Genomic DNA, 15,784 nt, shown 5'->3' on the forward strand with positions numbered 1-15,784 from the left:
TGTAGATTATCTTACTACCCGATTATGACACGAAAAATAAAGTGGTGAATTTTTATGATTTAAAAAACCTCTTATTACCAAATTGACGTTTAGCAATAAGAGGCTTTTTATTTTAGAAGCAGTATCTATTCTCTTCAATTAATTTTTTAGCAATTATTCGTCGAGATTCTTTACTATTTAAACCTGAGTGTTTGGTGAAACGTTTGATGCCAAGTAGCATCATTCTTAATTCATCGCCAGAGGCAAAAGAATTAAGGGCATCTTTGGCATTTTTGTGAATACGATCAGCCGCATCGTACAAGAAAACTTCTGCCATGGCAATTTGTTCTTTGCAGTTTTCTTCTCCTTTTAATTCAATCAAGCGCTCAACTCTCAATAAAACAGATTCTGACAAGTAACAATCGGCAATGATATCTGAAATATTCATTAGTACCTCTTGCTCCTCACCTAATTTCTTCATGAATTTCTGAGCGGCAGCACCTGCTACTAAAAGAGCGGCTTTCTTAAAATTAGCGATAAGCTTATTTTCTCTGATGAACAGACTATCATCAACTTCACCAAAGTCAGGGATGGACATTAATTCTTTAGCAACGGCTTGTGAAGCGGATAAAAGGGGAAGTTCATTTTTAAAGGCTTTTTTCAGAAGGAAATCGACAACCAACATGCGGTTGATTTCATTGGTTCCTTCAAATATGCGGTTGATACGTGAGTCGCGATATGCTCTTTCCATAGGTGCTTCAGAAGAATAACCCATGCCACCGTAAATCTGTACGCCCTCGTCTACCACAAAATCCAGAGCTTCTGAACTAGCGACTTTCAGAATGGCTGATTCTGCGGCAAATTCTTTTTGAGCCTTTATAACTGCATCTTCTTTGCTCATTCCATTATCTATTAATTCAGTTAGGTTGTTATGTATATCGTTGCTGCATCGATAAATGGCCGATTCGATTGCAAATAGACGAATACATTGTTGTCCCATCTTAGCTTTTATGGCTCCAAAATTGGAGATACTCTTCCCAAATTGAACACGTTCGTTAGCATAAGTAATTGTGTTGGTGATGACATTTTTTCCGGCTCCCAATACAGCTGCAGCTAGTTTTAGTCTTCCATTATTCAAGACGTTTAGTGCAATTCGGAAACCATCACCCCTTTGGCCCAGAAGGTTTTCTGATGGAATTTTACAATCCTCAAAAAATATCATGCAGGTTGAAGATCCTTTGATTCCCATTTTTGGCTCTTCCTGACCCAAACTGATGCCATCGTACGATTTTTCAACAATAAAAGCACTCAGTTCTTTGTCATCGTCGATTTTTGCAAATACCGTGAAGACATCGGCAAAGCCAGCATTGGTAATCCACATTTTTTGTCCATTTAGAATGTAGTGCTTGCTTTCCTTGCAAAATGTGACTTTTGATTTACATGAACTGGCATCAGAACCAGCTCCGGGTTCTGTTAAGCAATAGGCTCCTTTGTATTCACCACTTGCTAGTTTGGGGAGGTATTTGTTTTTTTGTTCTTCAGTTCCATAATAAAGAATAGGAAGCGTGCTTATGCCAGCATGAGCTGCAAATGCAACCGCAAATGAGCTGTAGGTTCCGATTATTTCGGTGCTTAACATAGAGGTGTTCATGTCTTGTCCAAAACCTTCATATTTTTCGGGTATAGCTATGCCCAATAACCCCAGTTCTCCAGCCTTACCCAAAAGTTCAACCATCAAACCGTCTTTCTTGTTATCGATTTCATCGAGTAGGGGGGCGACTTCTTTTTCAAGAAAATCCCTACAGGTTTCTTTAATCATGATTTGTTCTTCAGAGAATTCTTCTGGAATGAATATGTCTTGCGGTTTGGTTTCTTTTACCAGGAATTCACCGCCTTTGGGATATTTTGTCGTTGTCATATCTGAGGATTTTTGAGTTCTTAATATTTTAAAATATCTGTTAGTGTTTTTCTTTTTGGACTAGAAGACTTCGAATATTCCAGCTGCCCCTTGCCCAGATCCCACACACATGCTGACCATGCCATATTTTTGTTTCTGTTTTTTCATTTCATGAATCAACTGGACAGTCAATTTTGTTCCTGTGCAGCCCAGAGGATGTCCCAGAGCAATTGCCCCTCCATTTATATTTGTAATGTTAGGGTTGATATTCAGCTCTCTCATAACAGCCAAAGCCTGAACCGCAAATGCTTCATTCAATTCCAATTGTTCAATTTGATTCATCGCTATGCCCGACCGTTTCAGAACTTTGGGAATCGCAGTAATAGGACCAATACCCATGTGTTTGGGTTCCACTCCGGTCACAGCATAATTGACGAAACGAGCGATGGGCTCAACATTAAGTTCTTTAAGCATCTTTTCTGATACAACCAGAACGAAGGCAGCGCCATCTGAGGTTTGTGAGGAATTTCCAGCAGTAACTGTGCCTTTCATATCAAATACAGGTCTGAGTTTACTTAAACCCTCTAATGTTGTATCTTTTCTTGGGCCTTCATCCTGAGAGATAATATGTTCTTTTTGCTCCAATATGTCGTTTCCATTTACGAAATTCTCAATCACTTTGATGGGGACAATTTCATCAGCAAATCGATTATTTGAAATGGCCTCTATCGCTTTTCTGTGAGAATGAAAGGCGAATTGGTCCTGATCTTCACGAGAGATATTGTATTTTTTGTGGAGGGCTTCTGCTGTGATTCCCATATTCCAGTACCAATCTGGATTGCCTTTGGCTATATTTAGGTTTGGAACAACTCGCCAACCTCCCATGGGAATCAATGACATGGATTCAGCACCACCAGCCAGTATACAATCCGCCAACCCCATTTCAATTTTTGAAGCAGCTATTGCGATGGATTCCAGTCCTGAAGAACAGTAGCGGTTAACCGTCATTCCAGGAATCGTAACACTATTCAGTCCCATTAAAGAAATCATCCGGCCCATATTCAGGCCCTGTTCAGCTTCCGGCATGGCATTCCCTACGATCACATCATCTATTTGGGTATTCGTGAGCATAGGGAATTGTCCCATGATTTCCTGAACGAGTTTGGCTGCCATATCATCGGGGCGAATCAGACGAAGCTTTCCTTTTTTTGCTTTTCCTACTGCAGTTCGTTTTGCGGCTATTATATATGCGGTCATAATATTTTGTGTTAGAGATTGATCTGTAGAATAACTTTAGGATTAGATTTTTTCAATATGAATAAATCAATTTCTTAATATTTTCCCTTTTTGTAATAGGCTTTGCATACGTTCCAGGGTTTTTTTCTGCTGGCAAAGTTTCACAAAGGTTTTGCGCTCCAGATTTAAAAGATAATTCTCTGAAACCTGGGAAGGTTCATTTAACTCACCTCCACTAAGTATTTTACCCAGTTCGATTGAGATGTGTTTGTCGTATTCTGAAATATAATTTCCGACCTGCATGCCGTCTGCACCCGAATAAACCAAACTAAGGCCTTCCTGACCAAGAACCGTAATATCCTTGGGTGGAATAGGAGGGGTGTAACCCTTTTCTATCATTATAAGGGCGGCTTGCTTAGCATATTTGAGTTGATGTTTTCTGCTGACAACAATTTCGTCAAGATCTTTTCTGAGGTAGCCCAGGTCGAAAGCTTCCCAAGCTGATGTCGAAACTTTAGCTTGTCCGATGGTTAGAAATTTATCTCTGAATCGGTTAATTCGGACATCATCTGTTTGGATTTCGTTAGATAAGCGTAAGGCAAATTCTTTTGTCCCTCCTCCGGCTGGAATAACTCCCACACCGAGCTCAACTAATCCCATATAGGTTTCGGCATGCGCAATCACCTTATCACAATGCATACTAATTTCACAACCGCCACCAAGCGCCATGTTATGAGGTGCAGCAATGACAGGGAATGGTGCATATTTAAGTTTGAGCATGGTGTTTTGGAATGTTTTTACAACCATGTCCAATTCGTCATATTCTTGTTCAATAGCTAACATGAAGACCAACCCGATATTTGCTCCGGCAGAAAAATGATCGCCTTCGTTTGATATGATTAGAGCTTGGTGATCAGTTTCTGTAATTTCGATGGCTTTATTGATTCCCTGAATAATTTCACTTCCGATGGTATTCATCTTAGAATGAAATTCTAAATTGATGATGCCATCACCAAGATTGATTATGCTACAGCCTTCATTTTGCCATAAGGTTTGGCTCGAGCGGATATTCTTAAGAGAAATAAATTGCTCCGAACCGGGAATTGTAATGTGTTTGTTTGCACTGATATTGTAATACTGCTGGTGTCCATCCTTAAGCTGATAAAATGATTCTTTATTTTCCATCATTTCATAAATCCAGGCAGCGGGTTTCATACCAAGTTTTTCCATTTGTGGAATGGTTTTCTCGAGGCCCAAACTATCCCAGATTTCAAAGGGGCCAATTTCCCAAGCAAAGCCTGCGCACATGGCTTCATCAATCTTAAACAAATCGTCTGTTATTTCGGGTATACGGTTCGAGATATAGGCAAATAAGCCGAAAAAGAGTTTTTGATAAAAGAGATTGATTTTGGAATCGCCGGAAATCAAACTTTTTATTCTCTTTGTTACTTCTGGGAGTGCTTTTGCCTTTTCAAATTCTGCAATTTTTAATTTTTGCATAGGTTGATAGTCAAAGCTATCCAGGTTTAGACTTAGGATTTCACTCTCACCATTTTCTTTTTTTACTTTTTTATAAAATCCCTGTTTGGTTTTAGAACCCAGCCACTTCAGATCTAACATTTTTTGAATATGCTCAGGCACTAAGAAAGTTTCCCTGGCTTCATCATTAACTAAAGCTTTTTGTAAGTTTTGTGCTACAAACACCAAGGTATCAAGCCCAACAACATCGCAGGTTCTGAAAGTTGCAGATTTGGGTCGACCAATAATAAGACCCGTTAGTTTATCTATTTTCTGAACAGAGAAATCCATCTCGTCCATCAGGTGAACAACAGACATCATAGAATAAATGCCAACTCTGTTTGCAATAAAAGCAGGGGTGTCTTTACAAGGCACGACAGATTTCCCAAGGAATCGTTCTCCGTAATGCGAGATGAATTCGACGACTTCTTTTAACGTTTCCTTAGCCGGGATAATTTCCAGTAGTTTTAAATATCGTGGGGGATTAAAAAAATGGGTTCCACAGAAATAGTGTTTGAAATTTTCACTTCTTTCCTGAGTTAATAATTGAATCGGAATACCCGACGTATTAGTCGTTATTAATGTATTTTCTTTTCTATAAAGTTCAATCTTTTCGTAGAGTGCTTTCTTTATCTCAAGATTTTCGACAACAACTTCAATTATCCAATCACAGTCATTTATTTTAGAAAGGTCATCGTCGAAGTTTCCCAAAGTTATTCTTTGGGTAAATTCTTTTTTGTATAATGGATCCGGTTTTAGTTTTAAAGTCCGATTGAAAAGCTCATGCGTGATTCTATTCTTAACTTGAGGATCGCTCAGGTCCAGTCCAAGCTTGACTTCTTTCTCGCTGAGTTCCTTTGGGGCAATATCCAGTAATAGCACCTGAACGCCAATGTTCGCAAAATGACAAGCAATTTGTGCACCCATTACACCTGCTCCAAGTACGGCAACTTTCTTTATTTTATAGTTCATAGTGTGTGATTTATCGATAGAATGAGATTAGTTGGTATAGATATCTTTGATTAGATCCCGATATTTTTCTCTTAAAACCTTACGTTTTAGTTTAAGTGTTGGTGAAAGTTCTCCCGTTTCAGGGGTCCAGGTATCGGTTACAAGTCGCATACTTTTTATACGCTTGGGGTGATCGTAGTGTTTATTGTTTTTTATTAATTCACGCCAGATACGTTTTATGATTCTGTCGTTACTAATAATTTGTTCCTTACTGTTGTATGGAATGTTTTTTCGTTTCGCATAGGACTCCAAAAAATCGAAATTTGGTGAAATAATCACTGCAGGGAAACGTTCTGCTTCACCAATGACAATAACCTGATCGATAAAGGGAGATTCTTTTAATTTGTTTTCCATTACTTGCGGTGCGATGTATATCCCACCTGATGTTTTGAATATCTCCTTTTTTCTATCTGTGATTTTCAGAAACTTATTATCCTCCATACAGCCTATATCTCCTGTATGAAACCAGCCATTTTCATCGATAACTTGTTGGGTCAGTTCCGGATCTTTATAATAACCCAACATGATATTTGGGCCTTTGGCTAATATTTCGCCATCGTCAGCTATTTTCACTTCCACACCTTTGATAAGGGGGCCAACAGTTCCGAAGCGGATATCAGGCCATGTGCTTTGATTGGCAGCAATAATTGGTGAGGTTTCAGTCAGACCATAGCCCTCTTGTACCGGAATACCAGCCGCCCAAAATAAGCGTTCCAAACGAACCTGAAGAGCCGCTCCTCCGGAACACATGAATAGGATGTTACCGCCTAAAGCTTCTTGCCATTTACTGAAAACAAGTTTTCTGGCAATTTTTAATTTAAACTCATACCATTCTCCGTTTGCTCTGTTAAGTTCATACCGGTAGCCTAGGCTTACAGCCCAGTTGAATAGGGAACGCTTAAAAAAACTGAGACTTTTCCCTTTGGCCATAATTTTATCGTATACCTTCTCTAAAAGTCGTGGAACTGTTGCAAACCCATGCGGTTTAATTTCTTGCAAGTTTTCTCCAATGGTATCCATGCTTTCGGCATAATAAATACTGAGGCCTTTGTATTGGTATTGATAATTAACCATACGCTCGTAAACGTGATTGATGGGTAAAAAACTTAAAACCTTGTGGCTTGAATTAAGGATTAAACGTTCAGCTGAAGCCAGAACATTACTTAGAAAATTTTGATGAGAAAGCATCACACCTTTGGGTGTACCAGTAGTCCCGGATGTATAAATAATGGTTAATAAATCTTTAGGTGAAATGCTGTTTTTTATCTCAAGAAGTTTTTCCGTCTGTTTACTTTCAGATTCTGTCCCAAGTTTTAATAATGTTGACCAGTTTACAACCTCATTGATCTGATCAAATGAGTAAACTTTGGGTACGAAAGTTTGATTGTCAACGGCCTCCTGAATTTTTGTATAATGCGTTTCGTTTGCAACAAAAATAGCTACAGGTTTACAGTGCTCAATTATATAATTGTAGCTTTTGCTTCCTATGGTTGGGTAAAGAGGCACATGAACTAAGCCGGATTGGGCCAAGGCCATGTCTAAGAAGTTCCATTCAGGGCGGTTGTTTGAAATACTAACAACACGGTCCCCTTTTTTAAATCCTAATTCTAGAAAAGCAAATGCTAACAGATTTGAATTACGGATATACTCTTGTGTGCTGTAACTTATCCATACTCCATCTTCTTTCTTTACAAGAGCTGAGAGTTTATCAGGGAAATGCTGCTGATAATTATCTAATAAATCAAATATGCGCGTTACCATAAGCCTATATTTTGATGTTAAACGGACTTCTGTTGGCGTATGCCTATATTGTTTTCTAATGATAATGGGAGAATCTACGCACCTGATGAGGTGTATAGATTGTTAAAAGTAACGAAACTCAACTGCACAGATCGGGAAACATGTTTCGTTGAAAATGTGGATTTATTTAATCCTCTTTAAAAGTTAAGCAAATCTTTTTTGAAAAGGAAAAATATTTTGTGAAGGGAACTGTAGCTTCTTTGTGAAAGAAATTAATACTGTGTTTTAAGAATTAAAATTCATGGATTGGGCCGATCAACAAAAAAGAGGTTACCTCTTGGAGATAACCTCTTTCTATCAAATTTATTTAATAATTCCTAGTCGGTTAGGAGCTTGTAGTTATTGATTTGCTGAAAACCTCTCAGGAAATCACCAATATCCATCTTTTTCTTTCCAGCCATTTGAATGGTAGTTAGATTTATAAAACCGCCATCAACAGCCACTTTTAAGTATGTTTTCTTATCACTTATAAGTGAACCTGTAGGGTGTGAATGTTCTGCTATTTCTTTAAATGCAGAATAGACTTTAAGAGCTACTTTTTTATCATTAGCGTCTATGAGTTCTGTCCATGCTGCCGGGTAAGGACTCAGCCCTCTAATGTGATTGTGAATCTTATCAATTGTGGCTGACCAGTTTATTTTACAATCATCCTTAAAGATTTTTGGAGCTACTTTTAGTGTTTCGCCTTCAGTAATTAAATCTTCTTGTGGAATTTGCGGATAGCCACCGGCTTCAATGGCCCGAACAGTTTTGACAACCAGTTGAGATCCGATTTCCATTAATTTATCATGTAAAATCTCAAGGTTATCATTTTCTCCAATATTGACTTTTTCCTGAAAAATGACATTCCCGGTGTCTATTTCTTTTTGCAGGAGAAAGGTGGATACACCCGATTCTTTGTCTCCATTCATAATTGCCCAATTGATGGGCGCAGCGCCACGGTAGTGAGGGAGTAAAGAAGCATGAAGATTTAATGTTCCATATTTAGGCATATTCCAGACCATTTCGGGTAACATTTTAAATGCTACCACGACTTGTAAATCGGCATTTAGTGCTTTTAATTCTGCAAGAAAGTTCTCATTTCTGAATTTCTCGGGTTGGAGAATGGGTAGGCCTTTTTCAAGAGCATATTTTTTTACAGCTGACTCTTGAATTTTTTGACCTCGACCGGCTGGTTTATCCGGATTGGTAACAACTCCAACAACATTGCAGCCTGACTCTATTAGGGCATTAAGCGGAGCTACAGCAAATTCGGGAGTTCCCATATAAACAATTCGTAAGCTATTCTGACTCATGTTGTCTTTGTTTTTTATTCTTTTAAAGTTTGATTGCCTTTGGTATGTTTGGGAAAGTAAGGACAGTGTTTGCATCCATTTCCGCAACAATAGCCTCTTTCACTGAGGTATTTCTTAGTTAATATGCGGTAGCCATCGGGGCTCATGTAGTAATCGATATCTGGTTTTAATTCGTCGAACATAGTAAATCAGTCGTCTGTTTGAGGAGGTTTCATCCCTATTGTTTAATTTCAAGGAATTGTTTCATTTTCTCATTTTTGATCGTCACTGATAAGTGATATTGAGAAATTTTCCAAGTTCCATTTTTTAATGTCAACACACCTGAGGCTCGGCACACGCCCATCCATGTATTGAGTAGTTCATTGAACCAGGCTGTATGACCATCTTCTGAAAAATAGATTTTTCTGTCGAATGCTTTAAAATCCCAAGCTTTGCCTTTAGCAAAATAAGGCTCACAAAATGAATAAAATTCGTGTTTTGTCCATCTCTCAGAAGCATCAGTTCCTATATAAATGGCATCATCTGCAAAAGCTGAGAAATAGCTGTCAATATCGGCATGACTTGCTGCTAAATGCCAATTATCTAATAGCGTGTTCAAGTCTTCAGAGGTTGTCTCTGTTTTGTCTTGACAAGACCCTAAAGTAATTATGACTGCCAGAAAAAATAGAATTCGCTTAAGCATCTTTTTTCGAGAAAAGTTTAGCTGGATTAATCTTTTTAAAGAAATTAATATAGACATCGATATTTAAGATTCCTGAATCAGTTGTAGCCTTATAGGTCAGTATAATACCCAATGGAAGAATAACAATGGATGAAATCCACATTCCCACGAATGGAGATAAAACAAGCTCGCGTGCAGCTCGTTCACCCGTCATTGAAATGATGTAATAGATGATAAAGAAAATAACCGATACGATAACAGGCATACCCAAACCACCTTTTCTGATGATAGCGCCTAGAGGTGCTCCAATAAAGAAAAAGATAATGCAGGCGAAAGATAATGTGAATTTACGATGCCATTCGTTATCGTGTTTTTTTATCCACTTATTTTTAGCTTGTTGTATAGATAAATTTCTTGAAATACGCTCCTTGGATTTTCGACTGTAAGTTAGCGCATTGCCAACCGATCTGAGTTTGTCACTTAAGTCGAGTTGTTGATATAATGAGTCAGCACTCCAGGTTTTAGCATTTAAAAGAATCTGGCGAGTTGAATCATTACGAGCAGTTCGACTCTCTTTTTTAAAGTATTGATAGCTTGATAACTGGTGTGCTAATCGTTGTTTTTCTTCGTTTAACTCATTTACAAGAGTGTCCTTTTGTAGAGCAAGTTGCGTCAGATTCAACATTCGGTACGAATTGCGAAAGCGATCCTCATCGGTGCGTTTCAGTTCATTACCTGGCAGGCTAATTGTTGTTTTATATAACTCGAATTTGCTTCTTTGAGAGGGGTGTTTATCCCGATCTCTATGCTTTTTAGGTTTAACATCTTCGTATATGTTGCCACTATAAAGCGTTAAATCCATGAATAATTTATCTTCACTTGTTGACATGCTTCCGGAATCAGCAATAATAACCTGCTTATTTCCTTCATTAGCCCGGTGGTCATAAATTAGCAAATCATAAATCATTCCGGTTTCTTTGTTTATTTTACCAACCTTAATGCCAAAACCCGGAAGATCAGTTGTGAAGACCCCCTCTTTTAAAACAAGTTCAGGATTTTGGTGTTTGATATCGTAAAGCAGAGCACTTGTTTTAAGTGAAGCAACGGGCATGACATAGTTCGAAAAATAAAATGCACCCAAACCTATAAACATAACAAGGATAATTAGTGGACGCATGATTCGTTGCAAAGAAATGCCTGCAGCTTTCATCGCAATCAACTCATAGTTTTCGCCCATATTTCCAAAAGACATGATGGAGGCTAAAAGAATTGCTAATGGAAGTGCCATGGGGACAAGGGTGGCTGAAACGTAGAACATGAACTCTGCAATAACAGTCCACTCCAGGCCTTTGCCAACAAACTCATCGATATAGCGCCAGAGAAATTGCATGAGCAAAACAAACATGCAGATGAAGAAGGTGAACGTTAAAGGACCTAAAAAACTTTTTAGTATAAAGGCGTGTAGTCGTTTCATGGATCTGGTATTCAATATTAAGAATCAAGCGAGGTTGATTGACTTAATACAAGCTCATTTTATAATGCAAAAAATAAGACCAGTTATATATGAAATCTGGTCTTACTGCTTACAAAAATAAAGTATTTTATCAGGAATATATGTTTTTGAGTGTTAAAAATTATGCACCCAACACGTGTTTCAGTTCTGAGATTTGAGTATCCCAAAGTTCCATGTTTTCATCAATTTCGTCTTCGTCAGCGAAATCAGTAATAATTAATGATAAATCATTGGTTAATGCATCTATTTCAAAACGAAATTCAAAATAACTGTCTTCATCTTCACTATCTAACCAATGGAATCGAACAACTTGGTTCTCTTTCTTATAAACCATTTCAGCTTTCTGTTCAGATCCATCCCATTCAAAAGTGAAGATTTTTCCTTTTTGATTTACATTATCCGCAAACCATTCAGACAATCCACTTGAAGTACTTAAGCGTTCAAACAATACCTTTTGAGAGGCGTGAATGACATATTCTAAATCGTATTTTGTCATATGTTTAGATGTTTTCTTTTCAGGTTGAGTTATTTCTTAATATCTGTATTGTAAATGCTTAGCTAATATCATGTTTGTCCTAATCGATGGTCTGATATTCAGGCGCAAAAGTAATAAATAATACTTAACTAAATTATCTTTTTATCTTTATTCTAAAAAAGAATGAAAACGTAATTATGAGTCCTCTAGTATATATTGTTTGGTATAAGATATGCAAAAAATAAATCTTTTCAGTGGTTTGTAATTGTTTTTATCAGTTATTTGAAAAAATTCTGGAAAGATGGAAAATAAAAAAAGGCTTAGATAAATCTAAGCCTTTTGAGTAGCGAGAGGCGGGTTTGAACCGCCGACCTCATGATTATGAATCATGCGCTCTAACCAACTGAGCTACCTCGCCGTTTCTCAATTGCGATGCAAATATAGCGTCTATTTTTAATTTAAAAAATCTTTTTTTTTATTTTTTGATATTTCGATTCTGATATTTATGAAACCCTTTAGAACACAGAAGCCTGTGGGATTAAAAAATATTTGTAGAAAAGAAGGAAAATAAAAAAAGGCTTAGAAAATCTAAGCCTTTTGAGTAGCGAGAGGCGGGTTTGAACCGCCGACCTCATGATTATGAATCATGCGCTCTAACCAACTGAGCTACCTCGCCGTTTCTCAATTGCGATGCAAATATAGCGTCATTTCTGAATAAAAAAAAAGGAAGATCTTAAATTTTAATTTAAAATATTTCGATTGAGAATTGGTGTCTTTGTTTATTAGATAGTTAGCCTTTAATATTTTTTTCAAAAAAAGTTATTCATTAGGATTTTCATCAGAAAAATGAGGGAATGCCTATTGTTAGTGCCATACAGAAAGCTTGTTTCTGAGTAAGTGATTGGGTAATGTTTGTGTTCTGAATAAAAAAAATGGGTGATTCAAACAATAATTAATCACAGATTTTCCTAAGTGTATTTGACTTGAGAATTGTATCTTTGTCTGCCTTTCATAAATAAGGGAAAATTGAATCTTTAATCATATAAAAACACCATACTATGACTAACAATTGGTTTGAATGCAAAGTGAAATACGTTAAAATTGACGAAAATGGTAAAGAAAAGAAAGTAACCGAGCCCTATTTAGTAGATGCCGTTTCTTTTACTGAGGCGGAAGCTCGTATTCATACCGAATTGGAAAAGATGATTCATAGTGATTTTATTGTGACCAATATAAGTAAGTCAAATATCAGCGAATTGTTTCCAAACGAGAATGGGGATCGTTGGTTTAAGGCTAAAACGACTTTTGTTTCCGTTGATGAGGAGTCCGGAAAAGAGAAAAAGTCAAACAACTACATGTTGGTTGAGGCCAATAATGTAAAAGATGCTTACGAATATTTAACTGAAGGCTTAAGCGACATGATTGTCCCTTTTGAAATTCCATCAGTTGCTGAGAGTCCAATTATGGATGTGTTTCCATTTTTTAAGGATGAGCTAAATGAGGAAATTCCTGAGAATTTAAAACCACTTGCCGAAGTCGAAGACTAAATTAGTTAGTCTCAAATATAAAAGGAGCAAATTCACAATTTGCTCCTTTTTTGTTTTTAGGTTTTATTTATTCTGATTTGCATCGTAATTTTACGGAAACGATTGTTTTCTGTTGAAAAACATTTTTCGAATACTGTTTTATGTGAAGTAGTATTGGAATTCCGGGTTGGTAATTTACTGTAATGCAGTTGGTTGATGGTTTTGTTTTGTCTTTTTTATTTGAATATCGAAATTGCATTTAATTAGTGGACAAAATCTGAATGAAACTTTACATTTGCTGAATAAAATTATCTAAAAATAGACGCGATATATTGCCTTGGGGGGTGGTATTGAAGCAAAAGCATTAACATATGAAGACAAGAACAGAACACGATTTATTAGGTTACAAAGAAGTTCCTGCAGAAGCGTATTATGGAATTCAGACTCTAAGAGCAATTGAGAACTTTGATATTTGTGGTGTAAAGCTTAGTGCATATCCAAAATACATCAAAGCTCTAGCCATGGTAAAATGGGCTGCAGCAAAAGCCAATAATGATTTAGGATTATTATCAGATGAATTGACTGCTGCTATTACTGAAGCTTGTCAGGAAATTATTGATGGAAAACTTATCGAAGAATTTCCTGTTGATATGATCCAGGGTGGGGCTGGTACCTCAACCAATATGAATGCGAATGAGGTGATTGCAAACCGTGCTTTAGAAATCATGGGCTTTGAAAAAGGTGATTATGAGAAATGTCACCCAAACAATCACGTTAACCTTTCTCAATCGACTAATGATGCATATCCTACTGGTATCAAGATTGGTTTGATTCTTAAAAATGAGGCTTTGGTTGCGAACCTGAAAGAGTTAATTGCTTCTTTCAGAGCTAAAGGTGAAGAATTCAAGGATGTTTTGAAGATGGGTCGTACCCAGTTGCAAGATGCGGTACCAATGACTTTAGGACAAGAGTTTGAAGCATGGGCTGTAAATCTTGAAGAAGAGATCCTTCGTCTTAATGAAAATGCAAAGCTATTCTTAGAGGTTAACATGGGGGCTACAGCTATTGGAACCGGTATCAATTCTGAACCAGAATATTCTGAGAAATGTATCAAGCATCTACGCGATATTTCAAAAATGGAAATTGTATTGGCAGGTAACCTTATTGAGGCGACTCCTGATACAGGTTCTTATGTGATGTATTCATCAGCAATAAAGCGTTTAGCTATTAAGCTTTCTAAAATCTGTAATGACTTACGCTTATTATCTTCAGGACCTCGTTGTGGATTCAATGAAATTAATTTACCAAAAATGCAGCCTGGTTCTTCTATCATGCCAGGTAAAGTAAATCCTGTGATTCCTGAGGTTGTGAACCAAATTGCTTATAAAGTGATTGGTAATGATTTGACCGTTACTTTTGCTGCTGAAGCAGGACAATTGGAATTGAATGTTATGGAGCCGGTAATGGTTCGTGCCATGTTGGAATCAATTGAAATGTTGAAAAACGGTATGTCGACTTTAAAAGAGCGTTGTATCGATGGTATTACAGCAAATGTTGAGCATTGTAAAGAGATGGTTCTTAATAGCATCGGTATTGTAACAGCTGTTAATCCAACTTTAGGGTACGAGGCGTCATCCAGAATTGCAAAACGTGCATTGGCAGAAAATCGAAGTGTTTACGATTTGATTCTTGAAGAAGGTTTATTGACGAAAGAAAAACTTGATGAAATTCTTGCACCAGAACGTATGATTAAGCCACAAAAATTTATTAAAGCTTAATTGTTACGAATTATCATATTTAGAAAGAGCCATCTTAAGGATGGCTCTTTTTTTTATTGATTGAGAATAAGTTTTTTAATTGTTTTAATCCAGGCAGGATTATCGTTTAGACTTTCAACAAGAACCAATTTCTCTCCCCCATTTTCAGTGAATAGATCGGTGAATTCACCTCCGATTTCGATTGTTGTTTCCAAACAGTCGGCAACAAAGGCCGGGCTGAATACCATAATGTTTTTCTTGCCTTCCTGAGCCAGCTGAATCATTAGTTTATCAGCAAATGGTTCCAGCCAATCTTTATCCAATCTCGATTGAAAAGCAACGGTGTATTTGTTCTTAGGAATGTTGAGTTCATTTGCAATGAGTCTTGCATTTTCGTAGCAAGTAGCCTTGTAACAGTAATAATCGGTTTCACGATTAAACGTTTTGTCACAATCACAGGTTTTGCAATTTCGTCCTGGGTGCACTTTATTGATTTGTCTGATGGGTAAGCCATGAAACGAAAAGACAAAATGATCAAAGCTTGTTAAATCATGTTTCAATGCATTGTTTGTAATAATTTTGATGTAATCCGGATCTTCAAAAAACTGATTGATGATATTGACCTCAGGAATGACTTCCCAAGGCTTCATTAGTTCCATCACGCGTTCAATCGTTGATCCTGTTGATGAAGACGCATATTGCGGATACATGGGAAAAATGATTAAACGTTCCGGCATTTCATTCTTTATTTTACCAAGAACTTTGGGTAAAGATGGCTCATTATAGCGCATCGCCAATTCGACCTGATAGTTATCGCCTAATTGGGCTTGCAACTTCGATTTCACGCTTTCGCCATAAATCAAAAGAGGTGATCCCTCAGAAGTCCATAGCTTTTTGTAAATTTTCGATGAGGATTTTGCCCTAAAGGGAATGATAATCAGATTCACTAAAATTTTACGTAGAAGCCAGGGAATATCAATAACTCGTTTATCATTAAGAAATTCTTTCAGATACGATCTGACATCTTTTACATTTGGACTTTTGGGAGTTCCAAGATTGATAAGAAGAATAGTTGTTTTTTTATTCATTTTCGTGTTGAAGTTGGATGAGCTTGTG

Annotated in this window: 12 protein-coding genes and 2 tRNA genes; 2 read left to right on the forward strand and 12 right to left on the reverse strand. The window is 37.1% G+C overall.

Annotation, left to right across the window (positions count from 1 at the left end):
- Positions 1-112: 112 nt before the first annotated feature.
- The 11 genes from EV201_RS11780 to EV201_RS11825 form a co-directional block, all read right to left on the reverse strand.
- Complete coding sequence (locus tag EV201_RS11780; RefSeq protein ID WP_130307852.1) at positions 113-1,897, reverse strand: acyl-CoA dehydrogenase family protein; 1,785 nt, start codon at positions 1,895-1,897, stop codon at positions 113-115.
- A 60-nt stretch (positions 1,898-1,957) separates the two neighbouring features.
- Positions 1,958-3,133 carry an acetyl-CoA C-acyltransferase gene (locus tag EV201_RS11785; protein ID WP_207224476.1) on the reverse strand — a complete coding sequence of 392 codons (1,176 nt, stop codon included), beginning with the start codon at positions 3,131-3,133 and terminating at the stop codon, positions 1,958-1,960.
- A 66-nt stretch (positions 3,134-3,199) separates the two neighbouring features.
- Positions 3,200-5,602 (reverse strand): 3-hydroxyacyl-CoA dehydrogenase/enoyl-CoA hydratase family protein, encoded by a 2,403-nt coding sequence (locus tag EV201_RS11790; RefSeq protein WP_130307854.1) that lies wholly within the window; start codon positions 5,600-5,602, stop codon positions 3,200-3,202.
- A gap of 27 nt (positions 5,603-5,629) precedes the next feature.
- Complete coding sequence (locus EV201_RS11795; protein ID WP_130307855.1) at positions 5,630-7,402, reverse strand: AMP-dependent synthetase/ligase; 1,773 nt, start codon at positions 7,400-7,402, stop codon at positions 5,630-5,632.
- 356 nt (positions 7,403-7,758) lie between these two features.
- Positions 7,759-8,736: a methionyl-tRNA formyltransferase gene (gene fmt / locus EV201_RS11800; RefSeq protein WP_130307856.1), complete on the reverse strand. Its 978-nt coding sequence runs from the start codon at positions 8,734-8,736 to the stop codon at positions 7,759-7,761.
- A gap of 14 nt (positions 8,737-8,750) precedes the next feature.
- Positions 8,751-8,918, reverse strand: coding sequence for a DUF5522 domain-containing protein (locus tag EV201_RS16385; protein ID WP_165389644.1), 168 nt, complete (start codon positions 8,916-8,918; stop codon positions 8,751-8,753).
- A 35-nt stretch (positions 8,919-8,953) separates the two neighbouring features.
- On the reverse strand, positions 8,954-9,418 hold the full coding sequence (locus tag EV201_RS11805) for a nuclear transport factor 2 family protein (protein WP_130307857.1): 465 nt from the start codon (positions 9,416-9,418) through the stop codon (positions 8,954-8,956).
- On the reverse strand, positions 9,411-10,871 hold the full coding sequence (locus EV201_RS11810) for an LptF/LptG family permease (RefSeq protein ID WP_130307858.1): 1,461 nt from the start codon (positions 10,869-10,871) through the stop codon (positions 9,411-9,413). Before EV201_RS11810 ends, EV201_RS11805 begins: the two co-directional genes overlap by 8 nt.
- Before the next feature lie 160 nt (positions 10,872-11,031).
- Complete coding sequence (locus EV201_RS11815) at positions 11,032-11,406, reverse strand: START-like domain-containing protein (RefSeq protein ID WP_130307859.1); 375 nt, start codon at positions 11,404-11,406, stop codon at positions 11,032-11,034.
- Between the two features lie 323 nt (positions 11,407-11,729).
- Positions 11,730-11,803, reverse strand: a tRNA-Met gene (locus EV201_RS11820).
- A gap of 184 nt (positions 11,804-11,987) precedes the next feature.
- Positions 11,988-12,061 (reverse strand) — tRNA-Met (locus EV201_RS11825).
- A 382-nt stretch (positions 12,062-12,443) separates the two neighbouring features.
- On the opposite strand from EV201_RS11825, the gene EV201_RS11830 reads away from it, so the two are divergent.
- Together EV201_RS11830 and aspA are read left to right on the forward strand one after the other, a co-directional pair.
- A complete protein-coding gene (locus EV201_RS11830) occupies positions 12,444-12,932 on the forward strand; it encodes a DUF4494 domain-containing protein (protein ID WP_130307860.1) in 489 nt (162 codons plus the stop codon).
- A gap of 350 nt (positions 12,933-13,282) precedes the next feature.
- Positions 13,283-14,689 (forward strand): aspartate ammonia-lyase, encoded by a 1,407-nt coding sequence (gene aspA / locus EV201_RS11835; RefSeq protein WP_130307861.1) that lies wholly within the window; start codon positions 13,283-13,285, stop codon positions 14,687-14,689.
- Between the two features lie 53 nt (positions 14,690-14,742).
- Here the strand turns inward: aspA and hemH are convergent, their stop codons facing one another.
- Complete coding sequence (hemH, locus tag EV201_RS11840; RefSeq protein WP_130307862.1) at positions 14,743-15,756, reverse strand: ferrochelatase; 1,014 nt, start codon at positions 15,754-15,756, stop codon at positions 14,743-14,745.
- Positions 15,757-15,784 lie beyond the last annotated feature (28 nt).

This window comes from Ancylomarina subtilis, from assembly GCF_004217115.1.
Classification (GTDB): Bacteria; Bacteroidota; Bacteroidia; order Bacteroidales; family Marinifilaceae; genus Ancylomarina; species Ancylomarina subtilis.

Coding starts and splice junctions, on each gene's coding strand:
- EV201_RS11780 (WP_130307852.1), bottom strand. CDS start 1,897: ATGACAACGACAAAATATCCCAAAGGCGGTGAATTCCTGGTAAAAGAA.
- EV201_RS11785 (WP_207224476.1), bottom strand. CDS start 3,133: ATGACCGCATATATAATAGCCGCAAAACGAACTGCAGTAGGAAAAGCA.
- EV201_RS11790 (WP_130307854.1), bottom strand. CDS start 5,602: ATGAACTATAAAATAAAGAAAGTTGCCGTACTTGGAGCAGGTGTAATG.
- EV201_RS11795 (WP_130307855.1), bottom strand. CDS start 7,402: ATGGTAACGCGCATATTTGATTTATTAGATAATTATCAGCAGCATTTC.
- fmt (WP_130307856.1), bottom strand. CDS start 8,736: ATGAGTCAGAATAGCTTACGAATTGTTTATATGGGAACTCCCGAATTT.
- EV201_RS16385 (WP_165389644.1), bottom strand. CDS start 8,918: ATGTTCGACGAATTAAAACCAGATATCGATTACTACATGAGCCCCGAT.
- EV201_RS11805 (WP_130307857.1), bottom strand. CDS start 9,418: ATGCTTAAGCGAATTCTATTTTTTCTGGCAGTCATAATTACTTTAGGG.
- EV201_RS11810 (WP_130307858.1), bottom strand. CDS start 10,871: ATGAAACGACTACACGCCTTTATACTAAAAAGTTTTTTAGGTCCTTTA.
- EV201_RS11815 (WP_130307859.1), bottom strand. CDS start 11,406: ATGACAAAATACGATTTAGAATATGTCATTCACGCCTCTCAAAAGGTA.
- EV201_RS11830 (WP_130307860.1), top strand. CDS start 12,444: ATGACTAACAATTGGTTTGAATGCAAAGTGAAATACGTTAAAATTGAC.
- aspA (WP_130307861.1), top strand. CDS start 13,283: ATGAAGACAAGAACAGAACACGATTTATTAGGTTACAAAGAAGTTCCT.
- hemH (WP_130307862.1), bottom strand. CDS start 15,756: ATGAATAAAAAAACAACTATTCTTCTTATCAATCTTGGAACTCCCAAA.